Here is a 26,826-nt window from a genome sequence, read left to right as displayed (position 1 = left end):
CGGATCAGCCCTCCGTGAGTGCGACGTACGCGTCGCGGTCCAGCAGTCCGTCCAGCGCACCGGCGGCGACGGACACCTTGAGCAGCCAGCCGCCCTCGAACGGCTCGGCGTTGACGAGCGAGGGGTCGTCGACGACGGCGTCGTTGACCTCGACGACCGTGCCGGCGACCGGAGCGTAGAGCTCCCCGACCGACTTCGTGGACTCGATCTCGCCGACCACGGATCCGGCGGTCAGCTCGGTGCCGACGGCGGGGAGCTCGACGAAGACGACATCCCCCAGCTTCTCGGCGGCGTAGTCGGTGATGCCGATCGTCACGGTGTCGCCGTCACCGGCGATCCATTCGTGCTCGTCGGTGTAGCGGAGTGCGCTGAGGTCGGTCATTTTGTCCTCCGGTAGAAAGGCAGGGCGGTCACGGTCGCGGGGATGCGGGTCCCCCGCACATCAAGGAATACTGCGGTTCCCTCTTCCGCGGAAGAAGGGTCGACGTACGCCATCGCGATGGGATGGCCGAGCGTCGGGCTCAGGGCCCCGCTGGTGATCTCTCCGATCGGGGTGCCGTCGGCGTCGACGACCGCGTAGCCGGCGCGGCCGGCGCGTCGTCCTTCGGCCGTCAGGCCGACGAGGATGCGGGCATCGTCAACGGGCGCCGGCGCGTCCTTGCCGACGAAACGGTCTTTCGCGGCGACCACGACCCGGCCGAGGCCGGCCTGGGCGGGTGCGGTGTCGAGGCTGAGCTCGTGGCCGTAGAGCGGCATGCCCGCCTCCAGGCGCAGGGTGTCGCGTGCGGCGAGGCCGGCGGGGACGAGCCCGTGCGGCGCGCCGGCGTCGAGGACGGCGTCCCACAGCGCGGTCGCGTGGGCGGCCGGGACGAGGAGCTCGAAGCCGTCCTCCCCGGTGTAGCCGGTACGGGCGAGGAGCAGCGGCTCGCCGGCGAACGACGCGGTCGCCCACGCGTAGTACTTCTGCTCCGCCCAGGGGATGCTGACGTCGGTGATGCCCGCCGTCGCCGCGAGGATCTCCTCGGCCCGCGGGCCTTGCACGGCGATCAGCGCGTAGTCGTCCGAGACGTCGGCGACCTCCACGGCGCCCGCGTCCGCGTCCGCGATCCGCTCGGTGAGAGCCCGACGCACCGCGTCGCGGTTGCCGGCGTTCGAGATGATGAGGAAGTCGTCGTCGGCCAGCCGGTACACGATCACGTCGTCGACGATGCCGCCCTCCGCCGTCAGCAGCAGGGAGTACTTCGCCTTGCCGACCGCGAGCGCCGACAGCCGCCCGGCGAGGGCATAGTCGAGGAAGGCCGCCGCGCCGGTGCCGCGGACCGTGAATTCGGCCATGTGCGAGATGTCGAAGACGCCCGCCGCCCGCCGCACCGCGTGGTGCTCGGCGAGGTCGGACGTGTAGCGCACCGGCATCTGCCAGCCGCCGAAATCGGTGAAGGAGGCGCCGAGCGCCTCATGGCGCTCGCGCAACGGGGTGTAGCGGGGGTCGGACATGGAGTTCTCCCGGGCTGGGTCGGGCGGGACGACGACGTCGTCCCTGGGAACTCCCCCTCTGTCATGGGCCTGAGAGCTTCGCCCGCGCGAGCGCAGGGCTTTCACCGTCGGCGGATCCCCCGGTGCTCGGGATCGCTTTTCAGAGCGGCCGGACCTCCGCGGTACGCGTACCTGAGAGATTGGCGGGGAGGCTTGCTCCTTCGGTGCCCGGCTGCATGCGCCGGGGCTCTCCCGCGTCGGTCGTTCGGCCTGTCTTCGATTGTGGGTTCAGTCTAGCGGTCTCCCCCGCCCGCTCAGGAGCCCAGCGCGAGCTCCGCCCTGACCTCGTCGCGGAGCCTGCCGAGGTTCTCCGGTTCGGGGGCCGCCGCCAGAAGCGTCCTGGTGTACTCGTGCTGCGGGTTCAGGATCACCTCGTCGGCCGATCCCCGCTCCACGACGTCGCCCCGGAAGAGGACCATGATGTCGTCGGAGAAGTGCCGCGCGGTCGCCAGGTCGTGCGTGATGTAGAGGACGCCGAGATTCTCCTCCCGCTGCAGCTCGGCGAGCAGGTTGAGCACGCCGAGCCGGATCGACACGTCGAGCATCGACACCGGCTCGTCCGCCACGATGAACCGGGCGCCGGGGGCCAGGGCCCGCGCGATCGCCACACGCTGCCGCTGTCCGCCGGAGAGCTCGTGCGGGCGCCGTTCGGCGAAGCTCTCGCCCGGAGTGAGCCGCACGCGCTCCAGCAGCTCGATCGCCCGCGCCCGCACCTCGCGACTGTCGAGCTTGGGGTGGTGCAGCCGGATCGGACGCTCCAGGTGGTGCACGATGGTGTGGAACGGGTTCAGCGACGCGAACGGGTCCTGGAAGACCATCTGCACGTCCGACCGGTAGCGCTCGAGGGCCGACCCCCGCGTGCCGGACTCCTCGCCGTCGAGGAGGATGCTGCCCGAGGTCGGCGTCTCCAGCTTCATCAGCATCCGGGCGATGGTCGACTTGCCCGACCCGGACTCGCCGACGAGAGCCGTGGTCCGCCCGGCCTCCAGCGTGAACGACACGTCTTTCACCGCGTGCAGCACGCTCGTGCGGAACCCCGACCGCAGGTGGAAGTCCTTCACGAGGTTCCTCGCCTCGAGGGTGCCGCCGCGCCTCGTCCCGTCCACGCTCATCGGATGACCTCCTGGTTGACGCCGCCGCTGCGGACGAAGTCGCCCCGCTCACCCGTGAGGGACGGGAAGCTCGACAGCAGGCGCTGGGTGTACTCGTGCTGCGGGTTGCGGTAGATCTCGGCCGCGGTGCCCTGCTCGACGATCCGGCCCTGCAGCATCACAGCGATGCGGTCGCTGATCTCGATGAGCATGGGCAGGTCGTGCGTGATGAAGATGACCGCGAAGCCGAGCTTCTCGCGCAGGCGCATGATCTCCCGGATGATGCCGCGCTGCACGACCACGTCGAGCGCCGTGGTGGGCTCGTCCATGATCATGACCTGCGGGTCGAGCGCCAGCGCCATCGCGATCATCATGCGCTGGCGCATACCGCCGGAGAGCTCGTGCGGGAAGCTCGTCAGCCGGCCGGGGTCCACGCCGACGAGCGTGAGCAGCTCCTCGGCGCGCTCCTGCTTGGCCTTCTTCGACATTCCGGGGCGGTGGGTGTCGAAGATGTCGAAGATCTGCGCGCGGACCGAGATGACAGGGTTGAGGGAGTTCATCGCCCCCTGGAAGACCATCGAGATCTTGTCCCAGCGGAAGGCGCGCAGCCCGTCCCCGTCGAGTCCGACGACGTCGATGTCATGACCGTCGCGGTCGTGGAACACGATCTCGCCGTCGGTCATCAGGGCCGGCGCCTTGAGTAGCCGGTTCATCCCGTACGCGAGGGTGGTCTTGCCGCAGCCCGACTCCCCCGCGAGACCGAGGATCTCGCCCCGGTGGAGGGTCAGCGAGACATCCCGGACCGCCTTGACGGGCGGATCGACCTCGTACTCGATCGAGACGTTCCTGGCGGTGAGCACGGCGTCGCTCATGCGGTGACCCCCTTCTCCTTCGCGGCCTTGCGCAGACGACGGGCCGCATCGGGTGCGTTGCGCAGCTTCGGGTTGATGACCTCGTCGATGGCGAAGTTGATCAGCGCGAGTCCCGCGCCAAGGATCGCGATCATGATGCCCGGCGGCACGAACCACCACCAGGCACCGCGGCCGAGGGCCTGACCGGACTGGGCGTCGTTGAGGATCGAGCCCCAGGTGATCGAGGAGTTCGGACCGAGGCCGAGGTACGACAGCCCCGCTTCGCCGAGGATGGCGAAGATGATCGCGAACAAGAACTGCGCGGTCAGCAGCGGGAGCAGGTTCGGCATGATCTCGACGAGGATGACCCGCAGGGACTTCTCCCCCGCCACCTTCGAGGCGTACACGTAGTCGCGGGTGCGGAGCGAGCGGGTCTGCAATCGCAGCACGTACGCCGCGCCGGCCCACGACGTGATGCCGAGGACGAAGGCCACGAGCTGCCAGCTGCGCTGCGGCACGAACGACGCGATCACCATGACCAGCGGCAGTCCGGGGATGACGATCATGACGTTGGTCAGGAGAGCGAGGACATCCTCCCGCCAGCCGCCGAGATACCCGGCCAGGACGCCGAAGAGGAGGGACAGCACGATGGCGATGCCGCCGGCCGTCACGCCGATGAGCAGCGACCCCTGCGCCCCGACGGCGAGCTGCGCGAACACGTCGTTGCCGAGCTTGGTCGTGCCGAGCCAGTGCTCCGCCGACGGCGCGGCGAGAGCGGGGTTGTCGGTGCTGCGCGGGTTCTGCGTGAAGAACGGCGCGATGATCGCGAAGAGCACGATGGCGAGCACGAGCACGGAGCCGACGATGAACTTCGGCGACGTGCGGGGCAGGATCCGGCGGCGCCGGCGCTCCTGACGCTGCGTGGCCAGGGCGACGGTGCCCTCGGGGGCGACGGTGGGAGGCTCCTCCACGAGGAGCGGGTTCTTCGTGTCAGACATTCTGGCGAGCCCTCGGATCGATGAAGCCATAGACGAGGTCCATGAAGAAGTTGGCGACGAGCACCGTGAGGGTGATCACGAGGAACAGCCCCTGCATCAGCGCGTAGTCGTTGTTGGTGACGGCCTGGAACATGAGCTTGCCGACGCCCGGATAGGTGAACACCTGCTCCATGACGATGGAGCCGGCGACGACGAACCCGAGCGTGATCGAGAAGCCCGCGATCGACGGGATGGCCGCGTTGCGCGCGGCGTACGTCGTCATGATGCGTCGCGGCCGCAGTCCCTTCGCCTCGGCGGTGAGGACGTAGTCCTCGGCGAGCGTGGAGACCATCATGTTGCGCATGCCGAACATCCAGCCGCCCACCGAGCTGATCACGATCGTGATCGCGGGAAGAAGCGAGTGGGCCACCGCATCGCTGAAGAACGCCCAGGTCGGCTCCGGGCCGTCCGGGAAGTCGAAGACGTCGTAGCCGCCGAACATCGGGAACCAGCCGAGACCGACCGCGAAGACGGCGATGAGGACGAGCGCGAGCCAGAAGTACGGGATGGACTGCAGCACGGTGGTCGCCGGGATCAGGTGGTCGACCCAGGTACCCCGCTTCCAGCCGGCCCACGCGCCGAGCACGACGCCGAGCAGGAAGGAGATGACCGTCGCGGTGCCGACGAGCACCAGCGTCCACGGCAGGGCGCCGGCGATCAGCTCGGCCACCGGGGTGGGGAACTTCGTCACCGACACCCCGAGATCGCCGCGGAGCATGCGTCCCCAGTACGCGAGGTACTGCTCCCAGAGGGAGGAATCATCACCGCCGAGCAGGAGCTTGATGTTGCGGATGGTGGTCTCGGAGACCTCTCCGCCGGCCCGCTGGATCTTGGCGATCAAGATATCGGCCGGGTCCCCCGGCATGAGCCGGGGAAGCAGGAAGTTGATGGAGATCGCGGCCCACAGCGTGAACGCGTAGAACCCGATCCTTCGTGCATAGAACTTCATGTCACTCGTCCTGACTTCCTGCTTCCCCTGCTCCTCTCGTCGCTCAGCCGGCGGGCTTGATCTGCGTCAGCACGTACCCGGCGGCGATGGCGCCCCAGGACGGCGGGAACGCGTAGAGGTTCTCCTCGGTCGGCCACCCGGTGTAGTCCTTCGTGTTGTAGAAGGTCTGCGTGGCGTTGATCACGAGCGGGATGTAGGGCACATCATTGACGATCGCGTCCTGGATGGTGGCGTAGAGCTCCTTGCGCTCCGCCTCGTCCTCGGTGCTGATGGCCTGCTGGATCGCCGCATCGACGGCGGGGTTGTTGTACCGGCTGAAGTTCCAGCGCCCCGGGGGGATCTCGGTGCCGACCGGGCTGGTGGACTGCACCTCGGTGCCGCCGAACCAGTCGCGGTAGATCTGGAACGGGTCGGCGATCGTGGTGCCCACGACGCCGCCGACGATCAGCTGGTACTCACCCGACTGGCGGGTGTCGACGAACTCCTGCCACTGCACGGTCGACGGAGTGATCTTGATGCCCGCGGCCTCGGCCTGCTCGGCGATGAGCTTCGCGGCGTCGTTGTAGTCCGTCCAGCCGTCGACCGAGATCAAGCTGAGCTCGACCGGAACGCCGTCCTTCTCGTAGATGCCCGACGAGCCCTTGGTGTATCCGGCGGCCTCGAGGATCGACGTGGCCTCCTCGACGTTCGCCTCCTGCGGGCTGACCTCGTACGCGTCGTCCGTGAGCCACTTCTCGTCACGCGGGAGCAGCGTGTACGCCGGTGAGATGTCGGCGGTGAGCCCGACGAACGCCTTGTCCTTGATGGTCGCACGGTCGATCGCGACGTTCAGCGCCTGCCGGACGGCCACGTCGGTCTGCGGGCCCGTGCAGCCGAGGTCGGCGTTCGAGCAGGTGTAGAGGACCGACGGGTCCTGCGGCGTGTTGATCCACTCGATCTTGCCGTTGCCGGTCACGTCGTCCGGGTTCGGGATGAACATCCCGGTCCAGTCCAGCTCGCCGGCGGCGACGAGATCCTGGGCGGTCTGGTTGTTGTCGACCGCGATGTACTGGACCTTCTTGATGGCCAGCTCGTCGGCACCGCGGAAGTTCTCGTTCGCCACGAAGGTGTAGGACTCGCTGGTGGTCTTGTCGACGACGTAGGGCCCGGAGCCGACCGGCTTCTCGTTCGTGAAGTTCGCGAAGTCGTCGACGTCCTTCCAGATGTGCTCGGGGAGGATGTAGCTGGACCCCATCCGCTGGAACTCGGTGGTGTACTGCGCGATGCCGTAGGTGAGCACGACCGTCGTGTCGTCGATGGCCTCCGCGGAGATCAGCTTGTTGCCCTCGGGGTTGTTCGCCTCGTACAGGAAGGTGAAGGCCACGTCCGCAGCCGTGAGCGGCTCGCCGTCACTCCACTTCAGGTCGGGCTTGATCTTCACCGTGATCTGCGTGCCGTCCTCGTTGTACTCGAAGGACTCGCCGATGAGGCCGATGGGCTCCTCGTCCTTGGTCTTGTTGTAGAAGAACAGCGGCTCGTAGATGGGGCCGAGTGCGCCGTGGAGCACGTTCGGGGCGAAGGGGTTGTAGTTCGTGGTGATCGGGGTCGTGCTGCCGGCCCAGACGCGGAGCGCGCGGTCGCCGTCGGCGTTGCCGCCGTCGTCGCCGCCTCCACCGCTGCCGCAGGCCGTCAGGCCCAGGGCGAGGACCGAGGCCCCCGCGACCGCCGTGAGCGCGATCTTGCGCTTTCCGTTACGGATCATTCTTCATTTCCTCTCGGTGCTGCACTGCAGGAGGGATTCTCCGGTTGGAGCCGAACCCCGGGCGGGGTTCACGGGAACCCCGGGAGGTGGCCTGCGGCCGCCCTCGAAGGGGTTTGTTAGGACAGTAACCTAACAAACCCACCGCGGGGGGACAAGCCTTCCCGCGGGCGAGAGATAACGTTTCGGACTCGACGTCTTCCCTCGTCATAGGCGCGCACTAAAGGTCTCAATGACACTAAGATCGATGCCGGAGGTTAAGGTGTCTATGACTCGAAGTGCGGACATCCGCGTCGCCGTCTCGACGGTGATCCTCACGCTGCGCCGCGGTGACGACGGTCCGCCCGTGCTGGCGCTCCCCCTCGTCCGCCGCACCCGCGAGCCGTTCGCCGAGCGGTGGGCGCTCCCCGGCGGGTGGCTCACCTCCGAGGAGTCGCCGGTCGACGCCGCCGCCCGTACGCTCGCCGAGACGACCGGCCTCGCGCCCACCTATCTGGAACAGCTCTACGCCTTCGGCGCCGTCGACCGCTCCCCCACGCGGGTCGTCTCGATCGTGTATTGGGCACTGCTGCGTCAGGACGACGTGGAAGCCCAGATCACCGCGCACCGGGCATCGGGCCGTGCGCCGGAGAATGTCGAGTGGTTCGATGTCGACGACCTGCCGGCGCTCGCCTTCGATCATCACGAGATCATCGAGTACGCGCTCTGGCGCCTGCGGAACAAGGTCGGGTACAGCCGCGTGGCCCAGGGCTTCCTGCCCGCCGAGTTCACGCTCGCCGAGCTCCGGGAGGCCTACGAGTCGATCCTGGGGCGCGCACTCGACCCCGCGAACTTCCGGCGGCAGGTCGAGTCCGCCGGCAACCTGACCCGCACCGACCGCTTCCGGACGGGCAGTCATCGCCCGGCCCGCCTGTACCGCGACGACACCGATCTCGAGCTGGCCGACCGCGGTCCGCTCCGCCCGGAGGAAACGAGAACCCGATGAGCACCACCTTCGTCCCGATGCCCGCCGTCCCGTCGCCGGATCCGTCCGTCGACCACGCCATCCAGGCCATCGTCGGCGGGGTCTCCACCGACGCCACCTGCACGACCGACCTCGCCGTCGGCCCCTGGGACTTCGACACACGCCCCGGCTACGGCCCCGGCTCCTCCATGGGCGATGTCATCCCCACCGGGGCTCCCCGGCAGGGAGAGCTCCCCGCGGCCTACCGCGAGGCCGGCGAGGCGGAGCTCCACCGACGCATCGAGGTGGCGAAAGCCGCGCTCGGAGATCGCGTGGTGATCCTCGGGCACTTCTACCAGCGCGAGGAAGTCGTGACGCACGCCGACGAGGTGGGCGATTCGTTCCAGCTCGCCACCGCCGCCACGATGCGGCTGGACGCGGAGGCGATCGTCTTCTGCGGCGTGCATTTCATGGCCGAGACCGCCGACCTCCTCTCGCGTCCCGACCAGGCGGTGATCCTGCCGAACCTCGCCGCCGGGTGCTCGATGGCGGATATGGCCGACATCGACCAGGTGGAGGAGTGCTGGGAGCAGCTCGCCGACGTGCTGGGCGACCTCGACACCCCGGACGCCGACGGCCGCGTGCCGGTGATCCCCGTCACCTACATGAACTCCTCGGCGGCGATCAAGGGCTTCGTCGGGCGACACGGCGGCATCGTGTGCACCTCGTCCAACGCCGCCACGGTCCTGGAGTGGGCCTTCGCGCGCGGCCGTCGCGTGCTCTTCTTCCCCGATCAGCACCTGGGCCGGAACACCGCGAAGGCCATGGGGGTGCCCCTCGACCGGATGCCGATGTGGAACCCGCGGCGAGCGCTCGGCGGCTCCACCGCGGAGGAGCTCGTCGACGCGCAGGTGATCCTCTGGCACGGCTTCTGCTCCGTGCACCGGCGCTTCACCGTGGCGCAGATCGAGCAGGCCCGCGCGGAGCACCCGGGGGTCCGCGTGATCGTGCACCCGGAGTGCCCGATGGAGGTCGTCGACGCGGCCGACGAGGCCGGGTCCACGGAGTACATCCGCCGCGCCATCGCCGAGGCCACGGAGCCGACGACGTTCGCGGTGGGGACCGAGATCAACCTCGTGCGCCGCCTGGCCGCACAGTACCCGCAGCACCGGATCTTCTGCCTCGACCCGGTCGTGTGCCCGTGCTCGACCATGTACCGCATCCATCCGGGCTACCTCGCGTGGGTCCTGGAGGAGCTGGTCGCCGGCCGCACACCGAACCGCATCACGGTCTCCCCCGATGTCGCCGACCCGGCTCGCCTCGCGCTCGAGCGGATGCTGGCCGCCAAGCCGCCGGTGGCCGCCGGGGCACGATGAACGTCGTCGTCGTCGGCTCCGGCATCGCCGGGCTCACCGCCGCACTGCACGCGCACGAGGCCGGGCACACGGTGACCGTCGTGACGAAGGGCGGCCTCGGAGGCGGATGCATGCCTCTCGCCCAGGGTGGCGTGGCCGGCAGCTACGGACCCGGCGACAGCGCGGACGCCCACGCCGCCGACACGATTCGCGCCGGAGGGGGGCTGTGCGATCTGGCCGCGGTCGGCGCGCTCGTAGCGGACGGCACGGGCCGGATCGCCGAGCTCCTCGCCCGCGGCGTCGCCTTCGATCGCGCACCGGACGGCGCTCTCGCTCGCGGGCGCGAAGCGGCGCACACCCATGCCCGCATCCTGCACGCCGGAGGCGACGCCACCGGAGCCGCGATCTCCGGCGTGCTGTGCGCAGCCGTTCGCCGCGCACACGTCGCCGTCTGCGAGGGGACGATGCTCCTCGACCTCGTCGTCGAGGAGGGACGGGTCCGCGGGATCACGGTCGTCCGCGAGGGCGACACGACCGAGATCCGCGCCGACGCCGTGATTCTCGCGACGGGCGGGGCGGGGCAGCTCTACGCGCACACGACGAACCCGGCGGAGACGACAGGCGATGGCATCGCGGCGGCCCTGCGCGCCGGCGCCGCCGTCGCCGACTTGGAGTTCGTGCAGTTCCACCCGACCGCGCTTCCCGGCAGCCCGGTCTTCCTCCTCTCCGAAGCCGTCCGCGGCGAGGGTGCCGTGCTCCGCGACCACGAAGGGCGACGGTTCGTGTTCGACAGCCACCCCGACGGGGAGCTCGCGCCGAGGGATGTCGTCGCGCGGGCCATCGCCCGGCAGGCCGCCCGGCAGGGGGCACCCGTGCACCTCGATGCGACGGCGCTGGGGGCGGACGCGCTCGCCCGCCGCTTCCCGACCATCGACAGGGTGACGCGCGCTCGCGGTTTCGACTGGTCTACGGAGCCCGTGCCGGTGACCCCCGCTGCGCACTACCTCATGGGCGGCGTCGTCACCGACCGGCACGGACGGAGCACGATCCCGGGGCTGTACGCCGTCGGCGAGACCGCCCGCACCGGGGTGCACGGCGCGAACCGGCTCGCCTCCAACTCGCTCCTCGAAGGGGCCGTGTTCGGCGCCAGGGCCGCCGCCGCGCTGGACGGACCGTGGCCTCCCGTGGTCGACCGCCTCCCCTCCCCGCCGGCGACGACCAGGGAAGACGCGCTCGCACCACCGGACCCCCTCCCCGCGTTCGACCGCGCGGCGCTGCAGCGGCTGCTGTGGGACGAGGTCGGTCTGCACCGGACAGGCTCCGGACTGCAGCGCGCCCTCCGGACCGTGTGCGCGTGGGCCGTCGGGATGCCGCCCGCGTCCGACGTGCGCTCGCACGAGGACCGGAACCTGCTGCGGGTCGCCGAGGCCGCCATCCGCGCCGCCCTGGCCCGCCCCGTCTCGGTCGGCGCCCACCACCGCGATGACCACGCCCCCGCCACGCCGACCGCGGCACACGCACCGATCCTGGAGACCGCCTGATGCTCACCCACGCCACCCTGCACCGCGTCGTCGGAGCCGCGCTGGAGGAGGACGCCCCCTGGGGCGACCTCACCAGCACCACCCTGCTCCCGGCGGAGACGACGGCCACGGCGGACCTCGTCGCCCGCGAGGACGGGGTCTTCAGCGGCGGCGAGGCCTTCGCCACCGCGTTCCTCCTCACCGATCCCGACGTCACGGTCGACCTGCACGTGGGCGACGGCGATGCCTTCACCGCCTCCGACGTGCTGGCCACCGTGACCGGGCCGGCCCGCGCGGTCCTCACCGCCGAGCGCGTCGCCCTGAACTTCGTGCAGCGGATGTCGGGCATCGCGACCCTCACCGCCGCCTACGTCCGCGAAGTCGAGGGAACGCGGGCGCGCATCGCCGACACCCGCAAGACCACGCCGGGACTGCGGGCGTTCGAGCGGCACGCCGTGGTGTCCGGCGGCGGCCGGAACCACCGGTACTCCCTCTCCGACGCGGTCATGGCGAAGGACAACCACCTCGCAGTGCTCCAGCGGTCCGGGCTCGACCTCGCGACGGCTCTTCGCGAGGCGCTCTCGCGGCTGCCGCACACCGCCCACGTCGTCGTCGAGGTCGACCGTCTCGACCAGATCCCGGCGGTGCTCGACGGCGGTGCCCACACGGTGCTGCTGGACAACTTCTCCCTCGACGACCTGCGCGCCGGGGTGGCCCTCATCGGCGAGCGCGCCACCGTGGAGGCCTCGGGCGGCGTCGACCTGACCACCGTCCGCGCCATCGCCGAGACCGGGGTGGATGTGATCTCGGTCGGAGCCCTCACGCACTCCGCGCGGGCGCTGGATCTCGGACTCGACCTCCGGATCGACTGAGTCCGTGCTGTACCTCGATCACGCCGCGACCTCGCCGGTACGCCCCGAGGTGCGCGCGGCCATGGAGCCCTACCTCACCGCGGTGTTCGGCAACCCGGCCAGCCACCACACCGCGGGCGAGACGGCGGCGCGGGCGCTGGAGGACGCCCGCACCAGGGTCGCCCGCGTCTTCGGGGCGCGGGTAAGCGACGTCGTCTTCACCGGCGGCGGCACGGAGGCGAACAACCTCGCCGTGAAGGGGATCACGCTGGCAGCGCTCGCCTCCGGGCGGCGGCGCGTCGTGGTGTCGCCCATCGAGCACGAGTCGATCCGGGAGTCGGCAGCGTACCTCGCGCGGTTCCACGGGGCCACGGTAGCGATGCCCGCGGTGGACGGGACCGGGCGGATCGGGCCGGACGCCCTCGACACGGTGCTCACCGACGACACGGCCGTCGTGTCCGTCGGACACGCGAACAACGAGATCGGCACCGTCCAGGACATCGCCGCGCTCCGCGAGGTCGTCCGCGCCCGCCGCGTGCCCCTCCACGTCGACGCCGTGCAGTCGGCCGGCTGGCTGCCCCTGCACGATCTGGATGCCGACGCCGTGTCGATCGCCGGGCACAAGCTCGGCGCTCCCAAAGGGACCGGGGCGCTCGTCGTCCGCGGACGCCTCCCTCTGGAGCCGCTCCTGCACGGTGGGGGCCAGGAGCGCGGACGGCGGTCCGGCACGGTGGACGTCGCCGGAGCAGTCGGCCTGGCGACGGCGCTCGAGCTCGCGGAGCACGAGCGCGCGGCCGCTGCGGCCCGAGCGGCAGAGGCGACGGCGCGCTTCATCGGCGAGGTGACCCGGCGGGTGCCCGACGCGACGCTGACCGGGCATCCCGTGCATCGGCTCCCCGCGACGGCGAGCTTCACGATCGCGGGTGTGAGCGGCGAGGCGGTGCTGTTGGAGCTGGAGCGCCGCGGGGTGATCTCGTCCAGCGGCTCCGCCTGCGCGGCCGGCAGCGACGAGCCCTCCCCCGTGCTGCTCGCCTGCGGCATCACCCCGGAGGTCGCCCAGACGGCCGTGCGGTTCACCTTCGGGCGCACCGCCCTCCCGGCGGACGCTCCCGAGCGCCTCGCCGCATTGGTCGCGGAGGCGGTCGTCGCGGTCCGCGGCTGACGGACGGCCCTAGACTCGGCGGAGTGACCGCCCCCTCCCCGACCGTGACGCTGATCGTGCCCGGACGCGACATCGCCGCGTTCGCCCCGGCCGCCCTCGACTCCCTCCGCGCGCAGACGGACGAGCGGTGGCGTGCCATCCTCATCGACGACGGCTCCACGGACGACACGGGAGCGATCTTCACCGACGCCGCCGCGAGGGATCCCCGGTTCACCGTGATCCGGCACGAGGCCTCCGTCGGGCTCGGCGCCGCGCGCAATGTCGGCCTCGCGCAGGTCGACACGCCCTACACCGGCTTCCTCGACGCGGATGACGAGCTCACGCCGGATGCCCTGTCGACGCTCGTGGGCACGCTCGAGCGCACGGGGAGCGACTTCGCCGCCGGCGCCTACGTGCGGCTGCGCCCGCAGGGGCGAGGATACGTGCCCGGCCGCGTGCAGCCGTGGGTGGCCGCGGCGACCTCTCCGGCCCGCCTCGGCACCGCTCTCGCGGAGCACCCGCAGGCCGTGTCGAACATCGTCGCGTGGTCCAAGGTGAGCCGCACGGAGATGTGGTCCGACCTGCGGTTCCCCGAAGGGGTGGCCTACGAGGACCAGGTCGTCGCGCAGACGATGTACACCCGGGCGCGCGCCTTCGACGTGCTGCCGGACGTCGTGGTGCGCTGGCGCGTCCGAGCGGACGGCACCTCGATCACCCAGAGCAAGGCGCAGCTCCCCGTGCTCCGCGACTACCTCGCCGCGCTCCGCGGCGGGATCCGCGTCCTGCAGGAGGCGGGCGCGCATGCCGCCGTGACCGCGCGGCTCGACCTCATCCTCGCGATGGACGTCGCTCCGCTCCGGGAGATCGCGGACACCCATCCCGATCCCGCCTACGCGGCGGAGGTCTCCGCGTTCCTGGCCGAGCTGCGTGCCTTTCCGGAGTTCGCCGACGCCCGCCCCGACCCCACCCTCGCCGACGCCCTCGCGTGGTGAGCCCCGCCGGAAGGACCCCCGCATGACCGACTACCTCTCCTCGCTGTTCGCGCTCGACGGCCGCACGGCGGTCGTGACCGGCGGCAGCTCGGGTATCGGTCGCGGCATCGCGACGGCGCTCGCCCGGGCCGGCGCGGCCACGGTGATCGTCGCGCGCGGCGCGGAGCGCATCGCCGAGACCGTCGAGGAGCTGAACGCACAGGGGTGCCGGGCCGCGGGCGTGGTCGGCGATCTGAGCACGCGCGACGGCATCCACGCGGTCGCGGAGGCCGCGGCCGTGCCCTTCGGCGAGCCGGACATCCTCGTCAACTCCGCCGGCATCAACATCCGTCCGCCCTACGCGGAGATCACCGAGGCGGACTGGGACGCCACGATGACCGTCAATGCGCTCGCCCCGTTCCTCCTCGGTCAGCGCTGGGCGCAGGGCATGGCGGCGCGCGGCTACGGGCGACTGATCCACATCAGCTCCCAGCAGGCGCACCGCGCGTTCGTGGGCAGCGGGGTGTACGGCGCCTCCAAGGGCGCGGTCGAGTCGCTCATGCGCTCGGAGGCCGAGGCCTGGGGCGGCACCGGGGTGACGAGCAACACCCTCGTCCCGGGATTCGTCCTCACGCCCCTGAACGCCCGGCTGCAGGAGGACCCAGCCACGATCGCGGCCCTCGCGGCCCGGACGATGATCGGACGCAACGGTCTTCCGGAGGACTTCGCCGCAGCCGCGATCTTCCTCGCCGGTCCAGGCTCGGCCTACGTCACTGGCCAGTCGCTGTTCATCGACGGCGGGCTCTCCGTGCACTGACCCTCGCGGTCGTCACCCGTCGGTCGGGCGCGGCCGGGCGTCAGTGCTCGATGCCGTCGGCAGCGGGACGCCCGTCGTCAGCGCCACGACGGCATCGGCTGCGGCGGAATCCTCCGGCTCGCGATCCGCACGGCGCGCGGCGAGGCCCGCCTCGACGCCCTCCTCGACACCGCCCCGGATCGCCGCCTCCTCCTCCGCTTCCGCTTCGATCTCGGCGTCGAGCACGCGCGATGCGGCCACCTGCTGCGCCGCCAGCTCGGCGTAGAGGCCGCCCTGCGCGAGCAGCTCGGCGTGGGTGCCGGACTCCACGATGCGCCCGGCCTCCAGCACATGGATGACGTCCGCCCCCATGACCGTCGACAGGCGGTGCGCGATCGACAGGGTCGTGCGTCCCTTGGCCGCCTCGTCGAGGGCCTCCTGCACCACGCGCTCGGACACGGTGTCCAGGGCGGAGGTCGCCTCGTCGAGCAGGAGCACCGGCGGGTCCTTCAGCAGCACGCGGGCGATCGCGATGCGCTGCTTCTCGCCACCGGAGAGCCGGTACCCGCGCTCCCCCACGACCGTGTCGTAGTCCTTCTCGAATCCTGCGATGATGTGGTGGATGTTGGCCGCGGTGCAGGCGGCGACCAGCTCCTCGTCCGTCGCATCGGGCTTCGCGTAGCGGAGGTTCTCCCGGATCGTCGCGTGGAACAGATAGGTCTCCTGGGAGACGATGCCCACGTCGTCGATGATCGACTCCTGCGTGAGGGTGCGCACGTCGGCCCCCGCGAACACCACCGCGCCGCCCTTGGCCTCGTACAGCCGCGGTGCGAGGTAGAGGATCGTCGTCTTGCCCGCGCCGGAGGGGCCGACGAAGGCGACGTGCTGCCCGGGCTCGGCCACGAAGGAGACCCCGTGCAGGGTGGGACGCGAGTCGGCTGCCGCGTCCGGATACCGGAACACGACGTCCTGGAACTCGATGCGTCCACGCGGCCCGGGGGCCTGCGCCACGGCGATCGCATCGGGGGCGTCGGTGATCTCGGGGACGAGGTCGAGGTACTCGAAGATGCGGGCGAACAGCGCCGACGAGGTCTGCAGATCGAGCGAGACCCGCATGAGCCCCATGAGCGGCATGAGCAGCCGTGCCTGGACCGTCGTGAAGGCCACGATCGTCCCCGCGGTGATCGCTCCCGTGCCGCCCGCGATGAGGTATCCGGAGACGAGGTAGATGACGGCGGGGACGCTGGCCATGATGACCTGGACGACCGCGAAGAAACCCTGACCGCTCATGGCCCGCCGCACCTGGAGGCGCACCTGATTGCGGTTCTCCTGCTGATAGCGCTCGGACTCGGTGCGCTGGCGGTTGAACGCCTTGGACAGCAGCATGCCCGAGACGCTCAGGGTCTCCTGGGTGATGGAGGTCAGCTCGGACAGCGACTCCTGGGTCTCCCCCGCGATGCGGGCGCGCACCTGTCCCACGCGTCGCTGCACGAGCACGAGGAACGGCATGAGCACGACGGCGATGAGGGTGAGGCGCCAGTCGATGAGGATCATCGCGACGAGGGAGGCGATCACCGTGACGGCGTTGCCGAGGATGCTGGTGACCGTGTTCGTCAGCACGCCCGAGACGCCGCCGACGTCGTTCTGCAGCCGGGACTGGATCACGCCGGTCTTCGTGCGGGTGAAGAAGCCGAGCTCCATGGCCTGCAGGTGCTCGAACAGCCGCACCCGGAGATCGCCCGTGACGCTGTTGCCGACCGTGGCCGTGAGCCAGGTCTGTGCGACGCCGAGGACCGCCGAGAAGAGGAAGAGGCCGACCATCGCGCCGACGAGCACGCCGAGCAGCGAGAGGTGGGGGCCGCCGCCGTCGACGGGGAACAGCGCGTCGTCGAAGATGCGCTGCACGAGGAGCGGCGGGATGACCGCGATGCCCGCGCCGAGGACCACGAGGACACCGGTGAAGAGGATGCGCCACCGGTAGGCGCTGAACAGAGCGACGACCCGGGTGCCGAGGCCGTCGATCTTCGGAGCCTCCGCGTTGAGCCGACGCTGGGCGTCCTCGTCCACGCCGCGGAAACCGCCCCGCGGACCACCGCCCATCCCGCCCATGCTCATGGCGCCAGCGTACTCACCCCCCAGGACACCGGCTCCGCTGTCTCGGCGTTCAGCGATATCCCAGATTTCGGAATGAAATGTCCGTCCGACCCGTTACGCTGAATGACTCTCGCGAACTCTCGCACCTTCCTCTTCTCTCCGATGCCCTGGAGGCCGCCCATGTCTGCCGTCGATACCGGCTCCATCACGACGCCCCCCGCATCGAGCGGGGGCATCCCCCGCAAGGACATGCGGGTCATCTGGCTGCTGCTCGTCGCCGCCTTCGTCGCCATCCTCAACGAGACGACGATGGGCATCGCGATCCCGCACCTGAACACTGATCTCGGCATCCCGCCCGAGCTCGGGCAGTGGCTGACGAGCGCGTTCATGCTCACGATGGCGGTGGTCATCCCGACCACCGGCTTCATCCTGCAGCGCTTCACGACGCGACAGGTCTTCATCGCCGCGATGACGGCCTTCTCGCTCGGCACGCTCGTGGCGCTCGTCGCGCCCGGGTTCTCCGTGCTGCTCGTGGGTCGCGTGATCCAGGCCGCCGGCACCGGCATCATGATGCCGCTGCTGATGACGACGATCATGAACGTCGTGCCCGCGCAGTCCCGCGGCCGCATGATGGGTCGCGTCGGCCTCGTCATCTCGCTCGCGCCCGCCATCGGCCCGACGCTCGCGGGCGCCGTGCTGGACGCGTTCAACTGGCGCGCGCTGTTCGCGATCGTGCTGCCCATCGCCCTGATCTCGCTCGGCATGGGCGCGAAGTGGATGACGAACCTCGGCGAGACCCGCAAGGCTCCGCTCGACGTGCTGTCCATCCCGCTCGCGGCGCTCGGCTTCGGCGGCATCGTCTTCGGCCTCAGCCAGTTCGGCGGCGAAGGCGGTGCGGGCGGCACGACCGGCGTCATCGCCCTGGTCGTCGGCGCCGTCTCGCTCGCCCTCTTCGTCTGGCGCCAGCTCGTGCTGCAGCGGGTGGACGACGCGCTGCTCGACCTGCGCGTGTTCCGTTCGGCGAACTTCTCGCTGGCCGTCATCATCATGACGATCCTGGCGCTGTCGATGTTCGGCACGCTCACGCTGCTGCCGCAGTACCTGCAGAACGTCGCCGGACTCAGCGCTCTGGAGTCGGGCCTCATCCTGCTCCCCGGTTCGGTGCTGATGGGTCTCCTCGGACCGATCATGGGTCGCGTGTACGACGCGAAGGGCACCCGACCGCTGCTCATCCCCGGCACGATCCTCGTCTCGGCGTCGCTCTTCTTCTACTCGACGGTCGGCGAGCACACCGTGTGGTGGCTGCTGATCATCGTGCAGGCGGCCATGTCGGTCGGCCTCGCGATGTCGTTCACGCCGCTCTTCTCCTCGTCGCTGGGGTCGCTGCACCGTTCGCTGTACTCGCACGGCTCGGCCGTGCTGAACACGCTGCAGCAGGTCGGCGGCGCCGCCGGTGTCGCGCTGCTCACGGTCACGTACTCGGCCATCCTGCACGCCGGCGAGGACGAGGGCCTGTCGCGGGCGGTGGCCGGTGCCCCCGGTGCGCGCACGGCGTTCCTCATCGCGGCGATCATCTCGCTCGCCGCGGTCGCGCTCAGCCCGCTGGTGCGCAAGCCCGCCGACGACATCGGCGACGCGGCGCACGGCGGTCACTGACCGCGCAGAGACACCGACGGCGTCTGCTGCTCACCGCTCCTTCGGGGCGGGGATGTGGCAGACGCCGTTGCTGCAGTAGCCGGCGGCGCCGCCGTCGAGCAGCTCGATCGCGCCCGGCAGCGGCTGCAGCCCGAGCGGCGCGTCCTGCCCGGTGCTCTCCTGCTTCGATTCGGTCATCCCTCGATCGTACGCCTGCCACGAGCACCCGGCGCCGAGGCTCTTCTCTGCGACCTGAGAGCGGCGTATCGTTCCCGGCGAGGGGGTGCGCACCCTCGCCGCGCCCCCGGAGCCGAGGAGGCGCCATGATCATCCACCCTCCCGAGCGGGCCACCGCGACCGGACATGTCGCGGCGATGTACGAGAGCGACCTCGCCGACGACGGGATCGTGTTCGCACACACCCGCGCCATGGCCGTGAACCCCGAAGCCCACGCCGCCTTCGAGGAGCTCGTCCGCGCGGTCGTCCCGTCGATCGGCGTGGGAGTCTACGAAGCCGCGACCCTCGGTGCGGCGCGGGCCCTCGGTTCCGCACACTGTCTGCTCGCCCACGGCCGCCGCTCCCTCCGCGCGGGAGTCGTCGACGAGGAAGGACTCGCCGCCTTCGCCGCCGGAGACGACCGCGGTTTCACGGAGCAGGAGCAGGTCGTGATCCGCTTCGCCGCACGCCTGTCGACGGCTCCCTGGGCGATGACCGATGCGGACACGCAGGAGCTGCGCGAGGCGGGGTTCAGCGACCGGCAGATCGTGGACATCACCCTGGCGGCGGCGGCGCGCAACTACTTCAGCAGGGCACTGCTCGCGCTGGCCGTCCCCGTCGAGGAGATCTCCGGGCTGGACCCCGCTCTCGCCGCGGCGCTCACGCACGCCTCCGCGGCCGAGCCGCCAGGTGATCGATAGGCCGCTCCCCTTAATCTGGACGGATGCTCCGACGATTCCTCGCCCGCGTGTACTGGGCCGTCAGCCGGTGGACCCTCGTCGCCGACGCCGCCCCCACGCGGCCGACCGTCCTGATCGGCGCCCCGCACACCTCGAACTGGGACTTCGTGCTCATGCTCGCGATCGCCTGGCGGCTGGGAATCGAAGTGCACTGGCTGGGCAAGAAGAGCCTGTTCCGCGGCTGGCGCGGCCCGATCATGCGCGGCCTCGGCGGCATCGCCGTCGACCGGGCGGATCCGGCACGCATTGTCGGCGAGGTCGTGGAGCAAGTTCACGCCGGGACCGTGTTCGGCCTCGTCGTCACCCCCGACGGCACCCGCGGCGGCAACGAGTACTGGAAGAGCGGCTTCTACCGGATCGCGCGTGCCACCGGCATGCCGGTCACCCTCGGCTTCGTCGACCGCCACACGATGACGACCGGCCTCGGGCCGACGATCGACCTCACGGGAGACGTGGCCGCCGACATGGACCGGATCCGCGCGTTCTACGCCGACAAGCACGGCGTGCGTCCGGAGCGCCGCACGGAGCCGCGGCTGCGCGAGGAGACGGCCGAGCGGCCGGAGGGCTGACGCCTCACTCCTCCGCGGGCGCGTGGTCTCGGGCGTACGCGAGGTCGTCGTCGGACAGCGACTCGATCATCCCGACAACCGCTCCGGTGATCTCCCTGATCTCCTCGCGGACGTCCTCATCGAGGTGCCGCGAGCCGCTGCCGATGACCGCTCGGCGCGCGTCGTCGGACAGCTCTGGCCACCATTCGTCGATCGGAGGCAGGGTCATCTCGGGTCCTTTCCTGAGGCGTCTCCGCCAGGCCGCGCAAGGTCCTGGACAGCGGCGGATCGTGCCCACGAGACTATCGCCATGAGAGCAGAACCCCGTGGCGCCGCGGACGAGCGCGACGACCGCGACGACGGCCGCGACGAGACCCCGAACGAGCGCGCGGACCGCAACTGGGAGGAGCTGCTGCAGGAGCTGCGGGTCATGCAGACCGGAACCCAGATCCTCACCGGCTTCCTTCTGGCGGTGGCCTTCCAGCCGCGCTTCACCGACATGGACGAGTTCCAGCGCGACCTGTACGTCGTCCTCGTGGCCCTCGCCGCTCTCGCGACGATCCTCGCCCTCGCCCCCGTCGGAATCCACCGCGCCCTGTTCGGCAGCCGGCTGAAGCCCGACCTCGTCCGGACGGCGGCGCGGTTGGTGAAGATCGACCTGTTCGTGATCGGCGCCCTCACGATCGGCGTCACGACTCTCATCATCGACTTCACGGTCAGCCGGACCGCCGGGATCGTCGCGCTCATCGCGTCCCTCGTGCTCGTGGTCGGACTGTGGATGGCGCTGCCCGGCCTGCTGCGGCGCGCCCGATCGCGGGTGCGCTCACACGACGGACCGCCGCCCCCGTCGGCGTGAGCGCGACGAGGGCGGCGGTCGGACAGCGGGTCGATCAACGGCCGGCGGGACTGCGGTTCTCCGCGCTCACCATCCAGGCGAACTGCTCCAGCCGCTCGATGACGGCGTGCAGCAGATCGGCGGACGTCGGGTCTTCCTCGTCGACGGCGTCGTGCACGTCGCGCATCGTTCCGACCGCGGCCTCGAGGCGCGCGGTGACGAGGTCGATGGTCTCTGTCGTGGACACCTCGCCGGTCGGGAACTCCGGCAGCGTGGTCGTCTTCGCGATCGTGGCGCTGCGGCCGTCGGGGACCGCGTGCAGCGCGCGCATGCGCTCGGCGATGGTATCGCTGAACGTCCGGGCGTCCTCGATGATCTCGTCGAGCTGACGGTGGGTGTCGCGGAAGTTCCGTCCGACGACGTTCCAGTGCGCCTGCTTGCCTTGCAGCGAGAGCTCGAGCAGATCGACGAGCACGGCCTGCAGGTTCGCCGCGAGGGTCGGGGATGCCGTGAACCCCTTCTCCGCGTTCTGCTGGCGCGTGGTCTTGACGCCGGCCTTCGCCGCCCCGTCCTTGCTGCGGGAGCTTCTGGTCTTCGTGGACTTCGTGTCTGCCATGGTGTGACCTCCTTCCGTCACGGTAGCCCCGCCGCGCACCCGATTCGAGGGGGTTGACACCCACCGGGCGCACCCCCGAACGTGAGGGAGGCGATACGGCCATCACGAGAGGCGGAACAGTGGGAACAGCAGCACACGAGGATCGACCCGAGGTGGTCATCGCCCCTCTGACCGCGGCGGATGCCGGCGAGGTGCTCACGATCCAGCGGGCGGCCTTCGTGTCGGAGGCGGCGATCTACGGGAGCGTCGACATGCCGCCGCTGACCCAGACACTCGCCGAGATGGAGGCGGAGCTCACCTCGGAGCGCGGCCTGGGTGCCCGGATCGACGGCCGCCTCGTCGGAGCCATCCGGTTCGTCGAGGACGACGACCTGCTCCTGATCGGACGCATCGCGATCGCTCCCGACATGCAGGGTGAGGGCATCGGCCGGAAGCTCCTCGAGGCGGCGGAGCAGGCCTCCGACGCCCGCGAGTCCGAGCTCTTCACCGGAAGCCTCAGCGAAGCGAACATCCGGCTGTACGAGTCCTGCGGATACGAGGAGCGCGAACGGGTGCCGCAGGGCGACGGCACGGCGCAGGTGTTCCTCCGCAAACGGCTGCGAGGTTAAGGGCAGCGCCCCCGTCGGCGCAAGGGGGTCGAGAGGATCCGGGGCGATGGGGAATCGTAGCCGGGACATGTCGCGACCGCGTCATGCCCCAACCGGAAAGGAGAGCTCGTGCTCACCCTCACCGACAACGCCACCGCCATCGTGTCGACCCTCGTGAGTCGACAGAACGACGCGCCGGCCGCCGGGCTGCGCATCCACACCGCCGAGGCGCAGGACGACACGGGCGCGGCCCGTCTCGCCGTCGCCGTGACCGCCGATCCGGAGCCCGCCGATCAGGTCGTCGAGCTGTCGGGCACGCGCCTGTTCCTCGACGAGGCCGCTGCCTCCGCGCTCGACGACAAGGTCCTCGACGCGGGCGTGGACGACGAGGGCTCCGTGTCCTTCGCCGTGCTCCCTCAGGTCGCCTGAGACCTCAGACCCCGAACGCCGCGGCCATTCCGGCCGCGGCGTTCGCGTCTGTGCGGGCTCGAAGTCAGTCCCAGTCCAGGTACTCCTCGAGCACGACGGCCGTCTCGATGGGGTGCGTCATCGGGAAGAGGTGGTCTCCGCCCTCGACGACCTTGATGCTGGCGCGCTCCGGAGCCGTGGCACGCAGGCTCTCGGCGTTCGCGGACGGGGTGACCTCGTCGGCCGTCCCCTGGATCAGCAGCACCGGGATCACCGGGGCGAGGGGTGTCTCCACGTCTTCCACGCCGAGGAGCGCGAGACCGTTCACCCGGTCCGGATGAGCCAGCGCGAACGACCGCGCGATCGTGCCGCCGAAGCCATGGCCGCCGATCCACGTGTCGCCGAGGCCGAGGTGGTCGATGACGGCGAGCGCGTCCGCGACGCGGTCGTCGATCGAGGTGTCGGCGTCGTCGGCACGATGACCGATCCGCACCACGTGGAATCCCGCCTCTTCGGCGAGGTAGTGACCGACCACTCCGAGCACGTCGGCCGCAAGGCCGCGCTCCTGGATGAGCACGAGCTTGACCGGCCCGTCGCCCTCGTCGACGAAGGGGATGGCACGGCCCTCGGGCTCGAAGATCTGGGTGTCGGTCATCGGCGTCGTTCTCCTCAAGCCGTCGGTGTCAGGTTCGCAGGCGTCGTCCGCGCCGGGCTCCTGCGACCGGGCACCGGGCGGTGGCGCCTGCGTCCAGCGTAGCCCGCCGGGGGACGAGCCTCCTCCTCGCATCCCCCGGCGGAGTCAAGAAGCGGCGGCGAGCTCGCGCCACAGATGCGCGAGGGTCGCAGCGCCGCGGACGAGCATGCGCAGATCGATGCTCTCGTCGCTCGCATGCCAGCGGTCCTCGGGAAGACCCGTTCCGAGGAAGACGACCGGGGCATCGAGCTCCCGGGACAGCAGCTCGGCCGGCCCTCCCCCGGCATTGCCCATCCTTCCCTGGACCTGCCGGCCGTACCCGCGGGCGAGAGCGCGCTCCAGCGCATCCCGGTACGGCCCCGGAGGAGAGAGATACGGCTCCTGTGCGATGTCCTCGTCGACCTCGAGCCGGTACGTCGCCTCGGGGGGCATGATGTCGGCGATGAAGGCGCGGAGCGCGTCGGCGACGTCATGGTTGCGCTGGTCGGCGACGGTCCGGATGCTCAGCGAGGCCATGGCCTCCCGCGGAATGACGGAGCGCTCGATACCCTCCGGGTCACCGGCGAGCAGGGAGATCACCTCGATGGCCGGGCGCTCCCACAGGCGCTCCTTCGGGGTGAACCCCTTCTCCCCCACGATGACCCTGGTCTCGGTGCGCCGCGTCCAGTCGTCGGGATCGAACGGCAGCGCGTCGAGCTCCGCGGCGCGCTCGTCGGTGAGCGGGGCCACGCCGTCATGGAAGCCGGGGATCGCGATGCCCCCGTCCTCGTCGTGCAGCTGCGCGAGCACCCGGGACAGGACGAGGGCCGGATTCACGGTCACGCCGGAGGCGGCGCCGCTGTGCACGTCCCGGTCGGGCCCCTGCACCGTGAGCGTCGCGGTCAACGTCCCCCGCATCGAGGTCACCGGAGCCGGAGAGTCGACCTCCCACTGCAGAGTGTCCGAGAAGACCACGAGGTCGCACGCGAACCGGTCGGGGTCGGCCTCCAGGAGTTCCCTGAGGTGCGGGGAGCCGATCTCCTCCTCGCCGTCGACGAGCACCTTGAGATGCACCCCCGCAGCGGGACCGTCCACGGCGGCGAGCGCCCGCTGGGCCCAGACGTGCGCGAGCGCCTGACCCTTCGCGTCCGACGCCCCGCGCCCGTAGAGCCGCCCATCGCGGAGAACCGGCACGAACGGCGCCGTCTCGCTCCATTCCTCCGGCTTCGCGTGGCGGACGTCGTGGTGGGTGTAGACGAGCACGGTGGGCGCCCCCGGCGCGCCGTCCCGCTCGGCGAACACGGTCACCGCATCGCCCGCCGGGAGCAGCGACGTCGTGAAGCCCGCGTCACGCAATTCGGCGGCGATCCAATGGGCCGACCGCACGCCGTCGATGCGGCGCTCGGGGTCCGCCGAGACGGAGGGGACCTCGACCCAGGCCGACAGCCGCTCGACCATCTCATCCAGGTGGGACTCGAGGAAGGCGTCGATCGCGTCCCGCGCTGCAGCCGTGTCCTCTGTCATGGGAACAGACTGCCCGGAGGACCGGGGAAACGGGCGGGGGTTGACGGCGTCGGCGCCGACCGACTATCACCGCGGCGAGGTCCGATGCCGCGCGGGCCGAGAGTGATTGTCCCAGGCGACTCCGGGTTTGGAAAGGCCCTGAGTGGATCGGCCGACCGGGCGTTGCATGGCCAGCCCACCCCAGAAGAGAAAGGCTCGATATGTTCTTCCATCGACAGGAGCTCCAATTCTCCGCGACGCCGGAGGCCCCGGACGCCGTCTACGCCCGCAAGCTGCAGGAGGTCCTCGGCGGGCAGTACGGCGAGATCACCGTCGCTCTCCAGTACCAGTTCCAGGCGTGGAACATGCACATCCCCGGCAAGTACCGCGACCTCGTCTTCGGCATCGGGGCCGAGGAGATGGGCCATGTCGAGATGCTCGCGGTCATGATCGCGCAGCTCCTCGAGAAGTCGCCGCTCGGCATCACGGAGGACGCCGTGCAGGACGACCCGACGGTCGCCGCGATCGTCGGCGGCACGGACGTGCAGCAGGGCATCGTCGCCGGGGCGGGCGCCCGCCCCGTGGACAGCAACGGCAACCCGTGGCAGGGCTCGTACATCACCGCGAGCGGCAACCTCCTCGCCGATTTCATGGCCAATGCGAACGCCGAGATGCAGGGCAGGGTGCAGGTCGCCCGGCTCTACCACATGACCGACGACCACGGCGTGCGCGATCTGCTGAGCTTCCTGCTGGCGCGCGACACCATGCACCAGAACCAGTGGCTCGCCGCCGCGGAGGAGCTGAAGGCCGAGGGCGCCGAGAAGCTGCCCGTGCCCAGCAACTTCCCGCTCTCCAAGGAGCACCGCGACGTGTCGTACCAGTACCTCAACTTCAGCGACGGTCCTGCCGCCGCGGAAGGCACGTGGGCATCCGGACCGACGCCGGACGGACATGGCGAGTTCAGCTACCACGAGGGCCCCACGACCACGGCCGAGATGCCTCCGCCCACCCACCCCGACGCGCGCTTCTACGGCACGACCGAGCTGCCGAACGTCGTGGAGAAGGTCGCCGGCGCCGCGCAGGACGCGCTCCACAAGGAGTGAGATGCCGCTATCGGTCTCGCGGAAGGGGCGGTCGCCGCGCACACGCGCACGGCGGCCGCCTCTCGACGCCCAGGTGGTCGTCGTCACCGGCGGCTCCCGCGGCATCGGCCGGGAGGCGGCCCTCGGCTTCGCGCGAGCGGGGGCATCCGTCGTCCTGCTCGCCCGGGGCGAGCAGGCGCTGACCGAGACGGTCGAGGAGATCGCCGCGGAAGGCGGGGACGCCCGCGGGATCGTGTGCGACGTCTCCGACCGCCGGGCGGTGCAGGACGCGGTCGACCAGATCACGCACGCGTTCGGCCGGATCGACACCTGGGTCGGCAACGCGGGTGTGCTCCTCTATGCCCCGGTCGCCGACACCTCGCCCGAGGAGTTCCGTCGCGTCCTCGACATCAACGTCGTCGGACAGCTCAACGGCGTCCAGGCGGCATTGCCGGCGCTCCGGCGGTCGGGAGGGACGATCGTCGTCGTGAGCTCGGCCGAGGCCGTGGTGGCGATGCCGTGGCACGGCGCGTATGCCGCCTCCAAGCACGCGCTGGAAGGAGCGATCGACGCGTTGCGCCGTGAACTGCGTGCCGAGCGCGCGCCGGTCGCGATCACGGTGGTCCGACCCGCCGTCATCGACACACCCATCTACCGTCATGCCCGCAGCCGGATGGCGTTCCGGCCGAGCGGGCCGCACCCGCATTACCGTCCGCGGTCCGTGGCACGAGCGATCCTCCATGCCGCCGTGCATCCCGCACGCACCATCCACGTCGGTGGCGGCGCCCTCCTGCTCACCGGGGTCCAGCGCGTCATGCCGGGCGTGCTCGATGCCGCCCTCGGCCGGTTCGGTCCGCGGATGATGCACACGGCCGACGCCGCTCCCGCACAGTTCGGGAACCTCGTCGGGCCGCTCCGCGACACCGAGCAGCGCGGCGGGCTGCCGCACCGCGGACGCGGCAGCGTCAGCACCTGGCTGCGGGTGCACCCGGGGTGGCGGACAGCAGCGGTCGTCGGCCTCCTGGGTGCGGTGCTCGTGCCCTCGCACCGCTCGCGTCGACGACCGCCTACCTGACCGGATCGACGCGGCGCAACTCCCTCGTGCCGGCGTAT

General features: G+C 70.8%; 28 protein-coding genes and 1 riboswitch. Of the genes, 15 read left to right on the top strand and 13 right to left on the bottom strand.

What is annotated here, in order from left to right; all coding sequences use genetic code 11:
• Positions 1–4 precede the first annotated feature (4 nt).
• The 7 genes from gcvH to CJ226_RS02820 form a co-directional block, all read right to left on the bottom strand.
• Positions 5–382 (bottom strand): glycine cleavage system protein GcvH, encoded by a 378-nt coding sequence (gene gcvH / locus CJ226_RS02850; protein ID WP_025102937.1) that lies wholly within the window; start codon positions 380–382, stop codon positions 5–7.
• A complete protein-coding gene (gcvT, locus tag CJ226_RS02845) occupies positions 379–1,494 on the bottom strand; it encodes a glycine cleavage system aminomethyltransferase GcvT (RefSeq protein ID WP_102208251.1) in 1,116 nt (371 codons plus the stop codon). Before gcvT ends, gcvH begins: the two co-directional genes overlap by 4 nt.
• Before the next feature lie 149 nt (positions 1,495–1,643).
• A riboswitch (glycine riboswitch) is annotated at positions 1,644–1,738 on the bottom strand.
• Positions 1,739–1,787: 49 nt separating this feature from the next.
• Entirely contained in the window at positions 1,788–2,645 is an 858-nt protein-coding gene (locus CJ226_RS02840) for an ABC transporter ATP-binding protein (protein WP_102208250.1), read from the bottom strand.
• Entirely contained in the window at positions 2,642–3,496 is an 855-nt protein-coding gene (locus CJ226_RS02835; protein WP_025102934.1) for an ABC transporter ATP-binding protein, read from the bottom strand. The genes CJ226_RS02840 and CJ226_RS02835 overlap by 4 nt, the downstream gene beginning before the upstream one ends.
• Complete coding sequence (locus tag CJ226_RS02830) at positions 3,493–4,473, bottom strand: ABC transporter permease (RefSeq protein ID WP_062633630.1); 981 nt, start codon at positions 4,471–4,473, stop codon at positions 3,493–3,495. Before CJ226_RS02830 ends, CJ226_RS02835 begins: the two co-directional genes overlap by 4 nt.
• On the bottom strand, positions 4,466–5,461 hold the full coding sequence (locus CJ226_RS02825; protein ID WP_062633628.1) for an ABC transporter permease: 996 nt from the start codon (positions 5,459–5,461) through the stop codon (positions 4,466–4,468). Before CJ226_RS02825 ends, CJ226_RS02830 begins: the two co-directional genes overlap by 8 nt.
• A gap of 43 nt (positions 5,462–5,504) precedes the next feature.
• Entirely contained in the window at positions 5,505–7,202 is a 1,698-nt protein-coding gene (locus CJ226_RS02820; protein ID WP_102208249.1) for an ABC transporter substrate-binding protein, read from the bottom strand.
• Between the two features lie 265 nt (positions 7,203–7,467).
• On the opposite strand from CJ226_RS02820, the gene CJ226_RS02815 reads away from it, so the two are divergent.
• Genes CJ226_RS02815 through CJ226_RS02785 form a run of 7 tightly spaced genes read left to right on the top strand, consistent with a single transcriptional unit; the run spans position 7,468 to position 14,797 of the window.
• A complete protein-coding gene (locus tag CJ226_RS02815) occupies positions 7,468–8,184 on the top strand; it encodes an NUDIX domain-containing protein (protein ID WP_062633624.1) in 717 nt (238 codons plus the stop codon).
• Entirely contained in the window at positions 8,181–9,518 is a 1,338-nt protein-coding gene (nadA, locus tag CJ226_RS02810; protein ID WP_102208248.1) for a quinolinate synthase NadA, read from the top strand. The genes CJ226_RS02815 and nadA overlap by 4 nt, the downstream gene beginning before the upstream one ends.
• Positions 9,515–11,038: an L-aspartate oxidase gene (gene nadB / locus CJ226_RS02805; protein ID WP_102208247.1), complete on the top strand. Its 1,524-nt coding sequence runs from the start codon at positions 9,515–9,517 to the stop codon at positions 11,036–11,038. Before nadA ends, nadB begins: the two co-directional genes overlap by 4 nt.
• On the top strand, positions 11,038–11,889 hold the full coding sequence (gene nadC, locus CJ226_RS02800) for a carboxylating nicotinate-nucleotide diphosphorylase (RefSeq protein ID WP_102208246.1): 852 nt from the start codon (positions 11,038–11,040) through the stop codon (positions 11,887–11,889). Before nadB ends, nadC begins: the two co-directional genes overlap by 1 nt.
• 4 nt (positions 11,890–11,893) lie before the next feature.
• Positions 11,894–13,030, top strand: a complete 1,137-nt coding sequence (locus CJ226_RS02795; RefSeq protein WP_102208245.1) for a cysteine desulfurase family protein — start codon at positions 11,894–11,896, stop codon at positions 13,028–13,030.
• Positions 13,031–13,053: 23 nt separating this feature from the next.
• Positions 13,054–14,001: a glycosyltransferase family 2 protein gene (locus CJ226_RS02790; protein WP_102208244.1), complete on the top strand. Its 948-nt coding sequence runs from the start codon at positions 13,054–13,056 to the stop codon at positions 13,999–14,001.
• Positions 14,002–14,023: 22 nt separating this feature from the next.
• Entirely contained in the window at positions 14,024–14,797 is a 774-nt protein-coding gene (locus CJ226_RS02785; RefSeq protein ID WP_102208243.1) for an SDR family NAD(P)-dependent oxidoreductase, read from the top strand.
• Positions 14,798–14,809: 12 nt separating this feature from the next.
• Here CJ226_RS02785 and CJ226_RS02780 read toward each other — a convergent pair whose 3' ends face one another.
• Complete coding sequence (locus CJ226_RS02780) at positions 14,810–16,885, bottom strand: ABC transporter ATP-binding protein (RefSeq protein WP_102208412.1); 2,076 nt, start codon at positions 16,883–16,885, stop codon at positions 14,810–14,812.
• Positions 16,886–17,050: 165 nt separating this feature from the next.
• Here CJ226_RS02780 and CJ226_RS02775 point away from each other — a divergent pair, with 165 nt between their 5' ends.
• Positions 17,051–18,526, top strand: a complete 1,476-nt coding sequence (locus CJ226_RS02775) for an MDR family MFS transporter (RefSeq protein ID WP_025102922.1) — start codon at positions 17,051–17,053, stop codon at positions 18,524–18,526.
• A 30-nt stretch (positions 18,527–18,556) separates the two neighbouring features.
• On the opposite strand, the gene CJ226_RS17965 is transcribed toward CJ226_RS02775, so the two are convergent.
• Positions 18,557–18,703, bottom strand: coding sequence for a hypothetical protein (locus tag CJ226_RS17965; protein WP_164498172.1), 147 nt, complete (start codon positions 18,701–18,703; stop codon positions 18,557–18,559).
• Positions 18,704–18,828: 125 nt separating this feature from the next.
• On the opposite strand from CJ226_RS17965, the gene CJ226_RS02770 reads away from it, so the two are divergent.
• Positions 18,829–19,422, top strand: a complete 594-nt coding sequence (locus CJ226_RS02770) for a carboxymuconolactone decarboxylase family protein (protein WP_062633610.1) — start codon at positions 18,829–18,831, stop codon at positions 19,420–19,422.
• A gap of 23 nt (positions 19,423–19,445) precedes the next feature.
• Positions 19,446–20,030 (top strand): 1-acyl-sn-glycerol-3-phosphate acyltransferase, encoded by a 585-nt coding sequence (locus CJ226_RS02765; protein ID WP_060921358.1) that lies wholly within the window; start codon positions 19,446–19,448, stop codon positions 20,028–20,030.
• 4 nt (positions 20,031–20,034) lie between these two features.
• On the opposite strand, the gene CJ226_RS02760 is transcribed toward CJ226_RS02765, so the two are convergent.
• A complete protein-coding gene (locus CJ226_RS02760; protein ID WP_062633608.1) occupies positions 20,035–20,238 on the bottom strand; it encodes a hypothetical protein in 204 nt (67 codons plus the stop codon).
• An 81-nt stretch (positions 20,239–20,319) separates the two neighbouring features.
• Between CJ226_RS02760 and CJ226_RS02755 the strand changes: the two genes are divergently transcribed.
• Positions 20,320–20,865, top strand: coding sequence for a DUF6328 family protein (locus CJ226_RS02755; RefSeq protein WP_062633606.1), 546 nt, complete (start codon positions 20,320–20,322; stop codon positions 20,863–20,865).
• A gap of 34 nt (positions 20,866–20,899) precedes the next feature.
• On the opposite strand, the gene CJ226_RS02750 is transcribed toward CJ226_RS02755, so the two are convergent.
• Positions 20,900–21,460: a Dps family protein gene (locus tag CJ226_RS02750; protein WP_102208242.1), complete on the bottom strand. Its 561-nt coding sequence runs from the start codon at positions 21,458–21,460 to the stop codon at positions 20,900–20,902.
• 152 nt (positions 21,461–21,612) lie between these two features.
• Here CJ226_RS02750 and CJ226_RS02745 point away from each other — a divergent pair, with 152 nt between their 5' ends.
• Both CJ226_RS02745 and CJ226_RS02740 read left to right on the top strand, forming a co-directional pair.
• Positions 21,613–22,068 carry a GNAT family N-acetyltransferase gene (locus tag CJ226_RS02745; RefSeq protein ID WP_025102916.1) on the top strand — a complete coding sequence of 152 codons (456 nt, stop codon included), beginning with the start codon at positions 21,613–21,615 and terminating at the stop codon, positions 22,066–22,068.
• A gap of 108 nt (positions 22,069–22,176) precedes the next feature.
• Positions 22,177–22,476, top strand: a complete 300-nt coding sequence (locus tag CJ226_RS02740; protein ID WP_060921362.1) for a hypothetical protein — start codon at positions 22,177–22,179, stop codon at positions 22,474–22,476.
• Between the two features lie 64 nt (positions 22,477–22,540).
• Here CJ226_RS02740 and CJ226_RS02735 read toward each other — a convergent pair whose 3' ends face one another.
• Together CJ226_RS02735 and CJ226_RS02730 are read right to left on the bottom strand one after the other, a co-directional pair.
• Positions 22,541–23,110 (bottom strand): alpha/beta fold hydrolase, encoded by a 570-nt coding sequence (locus CJ226_RS02735; RefSeq protein WP_062633601.1) that lies wholly within the window; start codon positions 23,108–23,110, stop codon positions 22,541–22,543.
• A 144-nt stretch (positions 23,111–23,254) separates the two neighbouring features.
• Positions 23,255–24,652, bottom strand: coding sequence for a M20/M25/M40 family metallo-hydrolase (locus CJ226_RS02730; RefSeq protein WP_062633599.1), 1,398 nt, complete (start codon positions 24,650–24,652; stop codon positions 23,255–23,257).
• Positions 24,653–24,852: 200 nt separating this feature from the next.
• Here CJ226_RS02730 and CJ226_RS02725 point away from each other — a divergent pair, with 200 nt between their 5' ends.
• Both CJ226_RS02725 and CJ226_RS02720 read left to right on the top strand, forming a co-directional pair.
• Positions 24,853–25,734, top strand: a complete 882-nt coding sequence (locus CJ226_RS02725; protein ID WP_085606628.1) for a manganese catalase family protein — start codon at positions 24,853–24,855, stop codon at positions 25,732–25,734.
• A 1-nt stretch (position 25,735) separates the two neighbouring features.
• Positions 25,736–26,788, top strand: a complete 1,053-nt coding sequence (locus CJ226_RS02720) for an SDR family oxidoreductase (protein WP_102208241.1) — start codon at positions 25,736–25,738, stop codon at positions 26,786–26,788.
• Positions 26,789–26,826: the final 38 nt, after the last annotated feature.

This window comes from Microbacterium sp. UMB0228 (assembly GCF_002871415.1).
Taxonomy (GTDB): domain Bacteria; phylum Actinomycetota; class Actinomycetes; order Actinomycetales; family Microbacteriaceae; genus Microbacterium.
This window is presented reverse-complemented; position numbering and strand designations above follow the sequence as displayed.

Excerpts from the sequence above, each read along its gene's own strand:
- CJ226_RS02830 (WP_062633630.1), bottom strand. The coding sequence starts at position 4,473 with ATGTCTGACACGAAGAACCCGCTCCTCGTGGAGGAGCCTCCCACCGTC.
- CJ226_RS17965 (WP_164498172.1), bottom strand. The coding sequence starts at position 18,703 with ATGACCGAATCGAAGCAGGAGAGCACCGGGCAGGACGCGCCGCTCGGG.
- CJ226_RS02770 (WP_062633610.1), top strand. The coding sequence starts at position 18,829 with ATGATCATCCACCCTCCCGAGCGGGCCACCGCGACCGGACATGTCGCG.
- nadC (WP_102208246.1), top strand. The coding sequence starts at position 11,038 with ATGCTCACCCACGCCACCCTGCACCGCGTCGTCGGAGCCGCGCTGGAG.
- CJ226_RS02785 (WP_102208243.1), top strand. The coding sequence starts at position 14,024 with ATGACCGACTACCTCTCCTCGCTGTTCGCGCTCGACGGCCGCACGGCG.
- nadB (WP_102208247.1), top strand. The coding sequence starts at position 9,515 with ATGAACGTCGTCGTCGTCGGCTCCGGCATCGCCGGGCTCACCGCCGCA.
- CJ226_RS02840 (WP_102208250.1), bottom strand. The coding sequence starts at position 2,645 with ATGAGCGTGGACGGGACGAGGCGCGGCGGCACCCTCGAGGCGAGGAAC.
- CJ226_RS02730 (WP_062633599.1), bottom strand. The coding sequence starts at position 24,652 with ATGACAGAGGACACGGCTGCAGCGCGGGACGCGATCGACGCCTTCCTC.
- CJ226_RS02750 (WP_102208242.1), bottom strand. The coding sequence starts at position 21,460 with ATGGCAGACACGAAGTCCACGAAGACCAGAAGCTCCCGCAGCAAGGAC.
- CJ226_RS02775 (WP_025102922.1), top strand. The coding sequence starts at position 17,051 with ATGTCTGCCGTCGATACCGGCTCCATCACGACGCCCCCCGCATCGAGC.
- CJ226_RS02735 (WP_062633601.1), bottom strand. The coding sequence starts at position 23,110 with ATGACCGACACCCAGATCTTCGAGCCCGAGGGCCGTGCCATCCCCTTC.
- gcvH (WP_025102937.1), bottom strand. The coding sequence starts at position 382 with ATGACCGACCTCAGCGCACTCCGCTACACCGACGAGCACGAATGGATC.
- CJ226_RS02815 (WP_062633624.1), top strand. The coding sequence starts at position 7,468 with ATGACTCGAAGTGCGGACATCCGCGTCGCCGTCTCGACGGTGATCCTC.
- CJ226_RS02760 (WP_062633608.1), bottom strand. The coding sequence starts at position 20,238 with ATGACCCTGCCTCCGATCGACGAATGGTGGCCAGAGCTGTCCGACGAC.
- nadA (WP_102208248.1), top strand. The coding sequence starts at position 8,181 with ATGAGCACCACCTTCGTCCCGATGCCCGCCGTCCCGTCGCCGGATCCG.
- CJ226_RS02755 (WP_062633606.1), top strand. The coding sequence starts at position 20,320 with ATGAGAGCAGAACCCCGTGGCGCCGCGGACGAGCGCGACGACCGCGAC.
- CJ226_RS02825 (WP_062633628.1), bottom strand. The coding sequence starts at position 5,461 with ATGAAGTTCTATGCACGAAGGATCGGGTTCTACGCGTTCACGCTGTGG.
- CJ226_RS02720 (WP_102208241.1), top strand. The coding sequence starts at position 25,736 with ATGCCGCTATCGGTCTCGCGGAAGGGGCGGTCGCCGCGCACACGCGCA.
- CJ226_RS02765 (WP_060921358.1), top strand. The coding sequence starts at position 19,446 with ATGCTCCGACGATTCCTCGCCCGCGTGTACTGGGCCGTCAGCCGGTGG.
- CJ226_RS02820 (WP_102208249.1), bottom strand. The coding sequence starts at position 7,202 with ATGATCCGTAACGGAAAGCGCAAGATCGCGCTCACGGCGGTCGCGGGG.
- CJ226_RS02780 (WP_102208412.1), bottom strand. The coding sequence starts at position 16,885 with ATGGGCGGGATGGGCGGTGGTCCGCGGGGCGGTTTCCGCGGCGTGGAC.
- gcvT (WP_102208251.1), bottom strand. The coding sequence starts at position 1,494 with ATGTCCGACCCCCGCTACACCCCGTTGCGCGAGCGCCATGAGGCGCTC.
- CJ226_RS02725 (WP_085606628.1), top strand. The coding sequence starts at position 24,853 with ATGTTCTTCCATCGACAGGAGCTCCAATTCTCCGCGACGCCGGAGGCC.
- CJ226_RS02835 (WP_025102934.1), bottom strand. The coding sequence starts at position 3,496 with ATGAGCGACGCCGTGCTCACCGCCAGGAACGTCTCGATCGAGTACGAG.